General features: G+C 71.8%; 7 protein-coding genes and 1 pseudogene. 2 read left to right on the top strand and 6 right to left on the bottom strand.

Features of this window, described 5'->3' with window-relative positions:
- The 3 genes and pseudogenes from AB0O07_RS33905 to AB0O07_RS33895 form a co-directional block, all read right to left on the bottom strand.
- Positions 1 to 786, bottom strand: a 786-nt coding sequence (locus AB0O07_RS33905; protein WP_365640767.1) for an FAD-dependent oxidoreductase, incomplete at its 3' end; no start/stop codon positions are given.
- 784 nt (positions 787 to 1,570) lie between these two features.
- A pseudogene (locus AB0O07_RS33900) lies at positions 1,571 to 2,049 on the bottom strand (aminotransferase class III-fold pyridoxal phosphate-dependent enzyme); the annotation flags it as partial.
- A gap of 114 nt (positions 2,050 to 2,163) precedes the next feature.
- Positions 2,164 to 3,369, bottom strand: a complete 1,206-nt coding sequence (locus tag AB0O07_RS33895) for a substrate-binding domain-containing protein (RefSeq protein WP_365640764.1) — start codon at positions 3,367 to 3,369, stop codon at positions 2,164 to 2,166.
- A gap of 682 nt (positions 3,370 to 4,051) precedes the next feature.
- Between AB0O07_RS33895 and AB0O07_RS33890 the strand changes: the two genes are divergently transcribed.
- Entirely contained in the window at positions 4,052 to 5,503 is a 1,452-nt protein-coding gene (locus AB0O07_RS33890; RefSeq protein ID WP_365640762.1) for a glycoside hydrolase family 43 protein, read from the top strand.
- A 91-nt stretch (positions 5,504 to 5,594) separates the two neighbouring features.
- On the top strand, positions 5,595 to 6,374 hold the full coding sequence (locus AB0O07_RS33885; protein ID WP_365640758.1) for an intradiol ring-cleavage dioxygenase: 780 nt from the start codon (positions 5,595 to 5,597) through the stop codon (positions 6,372 to 6,374).
- Positions 6,375 to 6,439: 65 nt separating this feature from the next.
- On the opposite strand, the gene AB0O07_RS33880 is transcribed toward AB0O07_RS33885, so the two are convergent.
- The 3 genes from AB0O07_RS33880 to AB0O07_RS33870 are packed head-to-tail and all read right to left on the bottom strand — an operon-like array spanning position 6,440 to position 11,100.
- Positions 6,440 to 8,512, bottom strand: coding sequence for a glycoside hydrolase family 97 protein (locus AB0O07_RS33880; RefSeq protein ID WP_365640756.1), 2,073 nt, complete (start codon positions 8,510 to 8,512; stop codon positions 6,440 to 6,442).
- A 58-nt stretch (positions 8,513 to 8,570) separates the two neighbouring features.
- Positions 8,571 to 10,400, bottom strand: coding sequence for a family 16 glycoside hydrolase (locus AB0O07_RS33875; RefSeq protein WP_365640754.1), 1,830 nt, complete (start codon positions 10,398 to 10,400; stop codon positions 8,571 to 8,573).
- Between the two features lie 40 nt (positions 10,401 to 10,440).
- Positions 10,441 to 11,100: a hypothetical protein gene (locus AB0O07_RS33870; protein WP_365640752.1), complete on the bottom strand. Its 660-nt coding sequence runs from the start codon at positions 11,098 to 11,100 to the stop codon at positions 10,441 to 10,443.
- Positions 11,101 to 11,102: the final 2 nt, after the last annotated feature.

Genomic DNA, 11,102 nt, shown 5'->3' with positions numbered 1-11,102 from the left:
CCGCGCTGCGGGCCGCGCTCTGCGACCTGGGCGGCGAGGTGCTCGCCGAGCGGGAGGCCGACTCCGAGACGAAGCGGGCAGCAGCATCACCCAAACACCCCCACCCCACCGATACACCCTCCACAACACCACCATCCCGCACAACGAGGCCCCCCACACACGACACGGCATCAACGCCGGACTGCCCGGCTTCCGCACCGGCGACGCCCTCACCTCAGCCATCCTCACCGCAGCAGGCCTCCAGACAGGTAGGACAGTGGCGGCGGCGACGGTGCCCCGATCGGCGGTGACCGCGCCGGACACGATGCGCGTGGCGCGGCAGTCCGACACGACACGCACACCCTCCGCCCGCACGACACCCGCCAGGCCGTACACGAGTCTCGCGGGGGCCACACGCGCGAAGACACGGCGCAGCAGGCCGCCGAGCGCGGGGCCGCTCGCGATACGTTCGCGTACGGCGTCGGCGTCCAGGAGCCGGACGTCCGTCCCCGGCCCGGCAGCCGCAGCGCAGATCGGCCGTGCGAAAGCGTTCCAGCCGTTTGAGGGCGCCGGGGGCGACGGCCACCCGCAGGTGTCCGCCCTGGTACTGGTCGACCTCGACGCCCTCGTCCCGGAGCGTGCGCACGGTGCCCTCGACCGCCGGTCCATCACGTGCCGGAACACGGCGACGGCGCCGTCCCCTCCCCGCCTGCCGACGACCTCGGCGTACACCCCCCGGTCACCGGAGATCAGCGGAGAGAACCGACCGCCGTTGCGGCCCGACACGCCATAACCGATCTGCCCCACCCCAAGAGCATGATCGTCCCCCCGGAACTCTCCAGAACAGCGCGGCACGCGCACCACAAGCCAGTGAAACCGCCACCAACAATGACAACGATGACCAGATCCCGGCGGGTTACCGAAACACCGGCGGCATCGTTGGAAGGAAGACCGGCGGCGACGGTGGGATGGGCAGGGACGCACGGGGTGGACGGGGTGGACGGGGGGCAGGGACGGAGGTCAACCAGTGGGATACCCCGCCGTTGCGGTAGGTGCTCACGGTGCCTCCAGCGCGTGCGGAAGGACCCGCGGGTCAGCAGGTGGGCGGAGCGATGGCCCACAGCACCCGGGCCTCCTGTCCGCCGGTGGCCTCGGCCACCCGGTGCGGAGTGCTGCTGCGGTAGGTGCCGAGTCGAGGGCGGACAGCCGGTGGTGCCGTTCCTCGACCCACACCCCCACCCCACCGGAGAACACCAGCAGCAACTCCTCGGAACTGCCGTGGGTGCAGGGGCTCCACGCCGGTGGAACCGCCCGGCAGGAAGTGACCGAGCAGCACCTCCAGACAATCGAAGGACCCGGGAGTGAGCTTGATCTTCGTCGCAGGCAGGCCGGCCTGCCGCACGCCGGCCTGCCGCACGCCGACGCCCCTGGCCATGCCCGTCGCGCTGACGCGCGTCCTGGACCAGTGCGTCCACACGGTCGAGGACCCGGTCGACGATGGCCAGACCCTCACGGGCCTCCGCGTCGGTGACCGTGCACGACGGCACAAAAATGGATCCGGCCCGAGCTGCTGAACGGCAACAGGCCAAGTGCCGATCACCTCGGCCCCGATCCGCCGGGCGTTGCCGACGATGCCGTCGCGCTCCATGACCGCGTGCGCGGCGACGGCCGCCGCACACGCCAAGGGGGTGCCCCGAGTAGGTGAGCCCGCCCGGGTAGGGGTTGACCGGCCAACCGCTCCCCCATCACGACACCACCAAGCGGCACACAGCCAGAGCTGACACCCTTAGCGAAGATCAGGAGGTCGGCCACTACTCCCTCGTCGTCGCAGACGAGTCGCGCGCCGGTGCGGTCTAACCCGGTCATCACCTCGTCGACGACGAACACGGTCCCGTACCGGTCGCACAGCTCCCGCACCCCCGCGAGATAGCCGGGCGGAGGCGGCATGATGCCCGCGGTGCCCGGGATCGGCTCCGGCAGGACCGCCGCGATGGTCCCGGGGCCCTCCAGCTCGATGACCTGTTCGAGGTGGGCGAGGGCCCGCCGGTACTCCTCGGCCTCGCTCGCCGCGTTGACGAGAAACACGACGTTTTGACACACCGGCAGATCGGCGCCCATGTGCACCGCATGGACCCCAAGGGCGGGGGGGGCGGGCCATCCGCTTCCCCGCCCTTGGGGTGTGGGTCACGGAGCGCTGTCGAGTTGCTTCAGGCTCTCGGCGGCCTGGCCGGAGCGGAGGGGCAGGAACACCTGCTGTCCGCCGACCACCCGCTGCCCTTGCTTGCTGAGAATGAAGCGCATCAGCTCCTCCATGACGGTATCCAGCTGCTTCCCCGGCCGCTTGTTCACGTTGAAGTAGGTGACGCGGCTGAGCGGGTAGGCGGCCGAGGCGACGTTCTCCTGGGTGGGCGCGTACGCCGGACCTCCGTTGCGCTCGCTGAGCGAGAGCACCTTCACGGGCTGGTCGACATAGGCCATCCCGGTGTAGCCGATGGCATACGGGTCGTCCTTGACCTCCTTGGCGATGTTGAAGACGGTCTTCTCCCAGTGCACCGCCGGGTCGGCCGGAGTGGAGCCGTCAGCCGTACCGGGGCGCCACTCGCCCCGCTTGCCGTCCGCGTTGAGCACCCGCTGGCGGACGAATTCCTCGAAACCGTTCCACGGCTGGATGCCGACGATGTGGATCGGCTTGTCGGCCCACTTGCCCGTCGCACCCAGATCACCCCAGGTGGTGGCGGGCTTGCTGCCGTGGTTGCGGGTGGTGGACAGGGCCGCGTCGAGTTGTTCGAAGGAGAGTTTGTCGAGCGGGTTGTCCTTGTTGACTATGAAGCCCACGGAGTCCAGGAAGCCGTAATGGCGGTAGCTGCCGCCGGAGACGGGCACACTGAGCGGGTCGTAACCGAAGGCGTCGTGGAAGCCCTTGATGTCGCTGGGCTTCAGCTCACGGGAGACGAAGACGCAGTCGAGGTTCCCCTTGATCAGCTCCAGCGCGCCCAGACTGCCCGCGTAGGGAGGGTTCACCGAGATGTTGACCTTGGGGTACAGCTTCTCGAACTCCTTGATCCAGCGCTGGGAGAGGTCGGCCAGCACGTCCGAGGCACCGCACTGGTAGTCGCCCTTGAGGGAGTTCTTCGGTTTGGCGTGATAGGAGCGCAACCCGGAGTCCAGTGTGGGCTGGAGGAGTTCCGGCGTGGGCAGCGGGCGCCCATGGGCCTGGTTGTACGCGTCCTGCTCGTCTGTCTGCGGAGTGACCGGCTCCCGCGGGGCGATGGCCCAGGTGGTCAGATGGTCGGCGCTGTTGTCGGAACCGGCCATGCTGGTGACAGTGCCAGCCACCACCAGCGCGGAAGCGAGCGCGAGCGTGGCCGCCGTACGGAGTGCAGGTCTCACGATGGTCTCCCGGATGGGTGGGCGCGACGGCAGGAGACGCCGCGCGAGCCGGAGCGACCCGCGCCTGCGCCGTGCCGTGCTAGGGAATCGAGACGCTAGATCTCAGCCATCGGCAGCAGCCAGACACCCGCGCGAAATGCTTGTTAATCGCGCTTTTGCTCATTCTGCCGTGGAGATCGGCACGACGGCCCGCGCGCAGCGCCGCCCACGGCCGCCACGCGCCCCGCCGCCGCCCTGGACGCGCCCAAAGCGGCCCCCGCCCACGCCGAGTTCGACGGAACTCCGCACCGCCGGCGCGGACACCGAGCTGAGCCGCGTCCGCCGTCCCGGCGAGGTGCCCGCCGAGGGCGGCCGTTTCGGGCGCGTCCACCGGACCCGGTCCTGCACGCCTCGCCCGTAAGGGGGCCGCCGCGCGAAGGGGCCGCACCTGACCGGCGCCCGCGCCCTGCCCCGCACCCTGTCCCGCGCCCGGTCCCGCACCCAGCCCCGCACCCAGCCCCGCGCCCAGTCCCGCGCCCGGTCCCGCGCCCGGTCCCGCACCCTGTCCCCGCGCCCGGTCCCGCACCCTGTCCCCGCACCCAGCCCCGCGCGGGACGCGGTGTGTTGACAGGGGGGTGGGGGGTGCCTAGCTTGGGGGGTCGCGTGTTACATCGATGTAAATTGCTGCTCCGGGAAGGTGCCCATGCTCTCCGGTCTCGCCAGGATCCGGCGCGTTCGTCCCGCGCTGCTGTTCGCCGCCCTGCTGGGGCTGGTGGTGGCACTGCTGCCGGCGGGGGCGGCTCCCGCGGGGGCCGCCGGGGTGGCCGCGGGCGGGTTCCGCAGCCCGCTCAACAGCGGGCCCGACCCCTTCATGACGCACTGGCAGGGGAACTACTACCTCACCACGACGCAGGGCGGCAGCATCCGGATGTGGCGGTCGCCGTCGCTGGGGACGCTGGCGGTCGCCGATCCGGTGACCGTGTGGACCGATACGGACCCCTCGCGGAACCGGAACATCTGGGCGCCGGAGTTCTACCGTTTCGGTGAGCGCTGGTATCTGTACTACACGGCGGACGACGGGGTCGACGAGCACCACCGGCTCTACGTGCTGGAATCGGAGGGGGACGACCCCACCGGGCCCTACCACTTCAAGGCCAAGCTCGCCCCGCCCAACCACGCCGACGACTTCGCCATCGACGCGAGCATCCTCCAGCTCGGCGGGCGGCTCTACCTGGCCTACAGCGGCATCAATCCGTACCAGCACAACGGGCTGAACATCGCGCCGATGTCCGACCCGTACACCGTCTCCGGGAACGCCGTCGCCATCGACGCGGCCGGCGGCTGTCCCGAGGTGCGGGAGGGGCCGGAGTTCCTGTACCGCAACGGGCGGGTGTGGATGACGTACTCCACCTGCGACACGGGCAAGCCGGACTACCAGGTCTGGATGATGTCGATGCCGCTGGACGCCGATCCGCTCGTCCCCGGCAACTGGCGCCAGCATCAGGGGCCGGTGTTCTCCCGGGCCGACGACCGGGGGGTGTTCGGGCCGGGGCACCACGCTCTCTTCCGGTCGCCCGACGGGACCGAGGACTGGATCGTGTACCACGCGAAGACCACCTCGGTGAACACCTACAGCAACCGCACGACACGGGCGCAGAAGTTCACCTGGCGGGCCGACGGCAGCCCGGATTTCGGCCGTCCGCTCGCCATGGGGGCCACCCAGGAGCTGCCCTCCGGGGACCCCGGCTCCGGCAACTACTGGATCAACGACGACGGGCGCTCCAATGGGACCGGCGGTGTCACCTACTCCGGTTCCTGGAACAGCGGCGTCGGGTGTGCGACGCAGTGTTTCTGGGGCGACGACCACTGGAGCGACCGGCCGGACGCCACGGCGACGTTCACCTTCACCGGTACGCGCATCGCGCTGCTCTCCGTCAAGGACACCGGCAACGGTTACGCGGCGATCAGTGCCGACGGCGGGGCCGAGCAGCGGGTCGACTTCCACAACACGATCCGGGTCGGCGAGGCGGTGCAGTACGTCAGCCCGAGGCTCCCGTACGGGGAGCACACCCTGCGGGTCCGGGTCACCGGGGAGCGGAACGCGTCGTCCGGCGCATCCTTTGTGAGTGTCGACCGGGCCGAGGTCTACGGGTGACACGCGGCTTGGCCCGTCCTGGGCTTGACAGCCCTTCGCTTTGCTCAACTCACAGGTGGCTCACAGACAGCTCCTCTAGCTTGCCGTGTTCATGACAGACACCACGGACCATCAGGAAGCCCCTGTCCGGCGCCGCACCGTGCTGCTCGGTACCGGTGCCACCGCCGCCGCGCTCGCCGTCGGCGCCGCCGGTACCGACGAGCCGACCAGGAAGGAGAACGACGACAACAGCACCACCGGCCGTACGGCGCCCGTCGCCGCGGCCGTCTGCACCCTCACCAAGGAGCTGACGGAGGGTCCCTACTACCTCGACGGCGCGCTGGTCCGCGCCGATGTCTCCGAGGGCAAACCGGGGATCCCGCTCGGGCTGGTCCTCACCGTCGTGGACGACGCCACCTGCGCTCCGCTCAACCGGGCGCTCGTGGAGGTGTGGAGCTGCGACGCGCTGGGCGAGTACTCCGGTTTCGTCGGGAACAACGGCCACCAGGAGCCCGACAACGGCACCTTCCTCCGGGGCGGTGTGCTGACCGGGGCCGACGGCGTCGCCCGCATCACCACCATCTATCCCGGGTGGTACCGGGGGCGGTGCATCCACCTCCACGTCAAGGTCCACACCGACGTCACCCTCACCGCCGGCGGTACGTTCCAGGGCGGGCGCGAGCTGCACACCGGGCAGCTCTTCATCGACGAGGCGATCACCACGGCCGTCGCCGCCGTCTCGCCGTACTCGGCCAACACCGTGCCGCGCACCACGCTCGCACAGGACGGCATCTACGGCAACGGCGGTGCGACCGCCGGGCTGATGACCGTGACCGGCTCCAACTCCGCCGGGTACAGCGGGAGTCTGACCCTCGGCATCGACCAGCGTTGACCCACCGACGGGTGCGGGGCGCCGGTGCTCCCGGCGGAGCGCCGGCGCCCCGTACGGCGGCCGGGTCAAGCGGTACGGGCCGGGGTGAACCTGATCGCGGTGCCGCCGGCCGCCGTCAGCCGCAGCGTCAGCGTGGTGGTGCGGCGCACCGTACGGGACTCGACGGTGACCGGCAGCGGGTTGTCGTGCCAGCTCGTCTCCGGGGCGTCCGCGTAGATCTCCGCCGTCCAGCGGCCCGGGCCCAGGAAGCGCAGCGGGACCCGGAGCGTCCGGTCGTGTTCGTCGGTGATGGCGCCGAGGTACCAGGTGGTGCCCTTGCGGCGCGCTGCGACCGTGTAGTCGCCGATCACGCAGTCGAGGAACCGGGTCTCGTCCCAACTGGCCGGGATGTCCTTGAGGAAGGCGAACCCGGGGTGCGCGCGGTAGTGCTCCGGGGTGTCGGCCAGCATTTGCAGCGGGCTGAAGAACAGCGGGTACAGGGCGAGTTGGGCGGCCGACGTGGTCTGTACGCGGGTACCGAGGCCGGCCGGGTCCCAGGTGACGTCGAGGACCCCGGGGGTGTAGTCGGCCGGTCCGCCCAGGAAGCGGGTGAACGGGAGGATCGTGGCCTGCTCGGGCGGGTTGCCCAGCCTGCCCATGTAGTTGTGCTGCTCCATCCCCGCGACGCCCTCGGAGGTCATCATGTTGGGGTAGGTGCGGGCCAGTCCGGTCGGTTTGATCGCCTCGTGCGCGTCGACCATGATCCCGTGGCGGGCCGCCGTGTCGATCACCCGCTGGTAGTGGCGTACCGCCTCCTGGTCGTAGTGGCTGCGGCTCACCCCGCCCAGCTCGAACCGGGTCGCGTACCCCGTCTTGACCGCGTCGATGCCGAGTTCCTCGTACCGGGTGAAGATCGCCTCCAGGTGTCGGTCGTAGTAGTCGACGAAGCCCCGGGTCTCGTTGTGCGCGGTGAAGCGGATCCCGTTCTCCCGTGCGTAGCGCAGCACCTCGGGCAGGTCGAAGTCGGGCTGCGGGGTGAGGAAGTCCTGGCCGGTCCACGCGCCGCCGGCGTTGGTGTTCCACCCCTCGGCCAGGACATGGCTCGCGCCCGCCTCCCGGGCGAAGTCGATGTACTCCTTGACCCGTTCGGTCGTCGCGCCGTGCCGGGGGCCCGCCGTCCAGGTGGTGTCCCGGCGCTGGAGTTCCCACCACACCCCCACATAGGTGCCGGGGGTGATCCACGACGTGTCCGGCAGGGCGCACGGTGCGTTGAGGTTCTCGGTCAGATGGGACGCGGCGAGGTCGCCGGGGCGCTCCCCGATGGTCAGGGTGCGCCAGGGGGTGGAGAACGCGCCCGAGAGATGGGCCTTCGCGCCGTCGGGCAGGCCGATCAGTTCGCTGGTGAAGGTGGCGGGCCTGCCCGGTACGGCGGCCAGGGTCATGCTCGGGTAGTCGATCAGCGCCGCCTCGTGCACCGCCATGTAGGGGCCGTCCGGCACGGCCAGGGTCAGCGGGGTCTGCGCGGTCTCCACGGCCGTGAGCGGGGCCGTGCGGTAATGCCGCTCGTCCGCCCGCCAGTCGGGGCCCGCCTCCAGGGACCAACTGGTCGCGTCCGGGGGCAGGGCGAACTCCGTGTGCTCCGCCGTGACGGTGTACGTGGTGAGGCCGGGCTGTGCCGGGAGGTGGTAGCGCAGGCCCACACCGTCGTCGAAGACCCGTACGATCAGGTCGAGCCGGATCCCGCCGGCGGGCTGTTCTGTGTGGAGGACCGCCTCGCGGGCATGATTGCGGACCCGCGCGTCCGGGCCCCATACCGGGTGCCAGTGCTCGTCGATGGTCCGGCGGCGCACCGAGCGGACCACCAGGCCGCCGGTGAGCGAAGGTGCCCCGGCGAGGTCGAGGCCGAGGCCGGAGGGGGCCACCAGGAGCCGGCCGCGCCGTCTCACCTCGTACCGCAGCCGGCCGTCCTCGGCGACGACGGTCACCCTCAGCAGACCATCGGGCGAGCGGACGGTCACCTTCCGGGCCGGCGGGGCGGTTGGGCGGGGCGCGGGGCCGGGCGTGGGCGTCGCCGAGGCGGTGGGGGTGGTCGCCGCTGCGGCGAGCACGGCGCCCGCCGTGGCGCCCAGTACCGTACGGCGACGGGGCCTGGTGGTCATCTCTATCCTCCATCGTGGCTGGCCGGATGCTGGATCAGGGGGCGGGGCGGGCAGGGGGCTATCGGACGGTGATGTTCCGCCAGCTCGCCGTCCCCGCCTGGTCCCGCAGGCCGACCGCTCCGCTGGTGAGGGAGCAGCCGGAGTCGGTGTGGGTGAAGCCGACGGGCGAGGCGGAGGAGCCGGCGGGTACGCCGGTGACGGTGAGGGTGCAGCCGGTGGCCCGCACCGTGACGCGGTACCAGACGCCGGTGGCGAGCCCGCCGGGGATGGCCACCTGGGCCAGCGGTGTCCAGGAGTCGCGCTGCCGGCCGAGAAAGAGGGTGGCCGACGACACGCCGACGTAGTAGCCGTCGAGGGCGTCCGCCCCGGTTCGGGGGTCGGTCGCGCGGACCACGAAGCCCGCCTGGGTGCCCGAGTCCCTGCGTACCTCGCCCTCCATCTGGTAGTCGGTCCAACTGGTCGATCCCGCGACGGACTTGTTGCCGTCGGTGCCGCCGCAGCTCTCGGAGACGACCCCGTTCGACGCGGCCCAGCAGCCGCCGTACTCGATCCAGCCGGAGGTGTCCCTGGTGAAGTCGGCGGTGTACGGGAGCACACCGCTGTTGGCGGCGGCGGTGGCCGCCATGCAGCCGGTGGGGCCGGTCGCCGTGGCGGTCGTGTACCGCACGGAGGTGCCGGTGGCGTCGGGCAGGAGGTGGGGGCTGTAGCTGGTGCTGCAATAGGTGCCGCCGGCCAGTGGCTGGAACGGGGCGGGGGTCCAGGACCAGGCGCCGGAGGAGTCGGCGTCCCTGGTGAAGATCGCCTGCCGGTCCTCGGGCGTGAAGGCGTTCGACCCCGTGAACCGGGTGCGCATCCCGCTCAGCAGGAGCCTCCCCGCCGTACCGCCCGCCGGGCTCCATACGAGGTAGGGGCTGCTGCCCAGATACCGGCCGTCCGTCGTGACGGCCATCGTGCCCAGGTCCGCCGGGCCGCCGCCCCAGGTCGTCCCGCCGTCGGTGGACGTCTTCGTGTACGCCTCGCAGTTGCGGCCGGTACCGCAGATCTCGTACGCCAGGACCATCCGTCCGTCGGGCAGGGTGGCGGTGGTCGGCATCCCGGGACGGTCGGTGGCCGAGGTGCTCCGTACGTCGTCGACGAGGCCCGGGGCGACGTTGACGGTGCCGTCGGGGCGGGCGCTCCAGGTGACGCCGCCGTCGCCGGAGACCATGTGGGAGACGGTCTGCGCGTACGCCGGCTCTCCGCGCTCGTCGGCGAAGTACAGGGCGAGCCGCCCGGCGCCGTCCACGGTCAGGAACGGCTCCCAGATGCCGGAGCCGCCGTTCGGCGCGCCCCGGCTGCCGCCCCCGGTCTGGAGGACGGACTGGTAGCTCCAGGTGGCGCCGTGGTCGGTGCTCCGCCACAGCACGAAGTCGGTCCGGGTGTTGGTGCTGGGCGCGATGTTCGCGGTGAGGAGGAGGGTGCCGGCCGGGTAACTCCCCATCTGCCGCGGCAGTTCGAAGAGGAACGGCTGCCAGATCTGGTCCGAGGGGTGGTCCGTGCCGGTGAGCGGATCCTGGAGGGTGGTGAGGGTGCGCCAGGTCGCGCCGTCGTCGGTGGAGGTCCGGATGACGAGCGAGGTCGGGCCTCCGTCGCGGGCGGCGTGCTCGAAGGTGCCGATGAGGGTGCCGTCGGCGGAGCCGCTGTGGGCCAGCCGGATCACCCGGGAGTACGCGATGACCTCGCTGGTGGAGGCCCGGGTGTAGAGGCTGTCGCCGACGCCGTTGGCGCGCGCGCCCGACGGGTGCAGGAGCAGGGCGCCGGCCGCGAGGACCAGGGCCGCGAGCAACGCGGGCAGCCGGCGGGGCGGGGCGAGGGGAAGCACTCCTCGGCGGGGCGCGTGCTGTCTCATGGGTTCCCTCACTTCATCGGTGGGGTACGGGCCGGGAGGTTCAGCGGGAGGTGGCGGTGACCGCCGTCGCGCGTATCTCCACCGCGGTCGCCGCGAAGACGAGCGGGCCGGGCAGCAGGGGCACCAGCAGGGGGATCGACCACGCCAGGACCAGGGCGAGCGCCGCCGCGCAGCCGAGCAGCGCGGTGCCGCGTGGGTCGGCCACCGAGCGGAGGAAGCTCTCGCGTACGGAGAGCCGGTACGGGGCCTCCAGCGCCGCCGCCCGCAGGGCCACCGTCACCGTGCCCAGGGCGAGCAGCGCCAGGGCGGGCCCGACCACCGCGACCCCGGGCAGCGCTCCGTCCCGTACCAGCGCGGCGTCGGCCAGCAAGGCCGCGAGCAGCAGGGGCGGGAGGAGGCCGCCGGCCAGGGTGCGCGGGGTCAGATGGGCGCGCAGGCGGGTGGCGTACGTGCGGACGGATGCCGTGGTCCCGTCGACGGCGCTCTCCCGGAGGGTCACGGAGGCCGCGGCGAAGGCCGCGGGGAGGGTGACCACCGGGAGGCAGGCCAGGGTGGTCACCACCGCCACCAGCAGCATGTCCGCGAAGAGCGAGAAGCCGGGGCCGAAGATCTCCCCCGGTTCGCGCCGGTCGCGGCGTGGTGCGCCGGTGCGGGGAGACGGTACGGGAGGGGGTGTGGGCGACGGCTGGGGAGGGGGCATGG

The organism is Streptomyces sp. NPDC093085, assembly GCF_040683935.1.
Taxonomy (GTDB): Bacteria; Actinomycetota; Actinomycetes; order Streptomycetales; family Streptomycetaceae; genus Streptomyces.
Note: the sequence above shows the minus strand (reverse complement) of the source record. Positions and strands in the feature narration are given on the sequence as shown.

Coding starts and splice junctions, on each gene's coding strand:
- AB0O07_RS33870 (WP_365640752.1), bottom strand. CDS start 11,100: ATGCCCCCTCCCCAGCCGTCGCCCACACCCCCTCCCGTACCGTCTCCC.
- AB0O07_RS33885 (WP_365640758.1), top strand. CDS start 5,595: ATGACAGACACCACGGACCATCAGGAAGCCCCTGTCCGGCGCCGCACC.
- AB0O07_RS33880 (WP_365640756.1), bottom strand. CDS start 8,512: ATGACCACCAGGCCCCGTCGCCGTACGGTACTGGGCGCCACGGCGGGC.
- AB0O07_RS33890 (WP_365640762.1), top strand. CDS start 4,052: ATGCTCTCCGGTCTCGCCAGGATCCGGCGCGTTCGTCCCGCGCTGCTG.
- AB0O07_RS33875 (WP_365640754.1), bottom strand. CDS start 10,400: ATGAGACAGCACGCGCCCCGCCGAGGAGTGCTTCCCCTCGCCCCGCCC.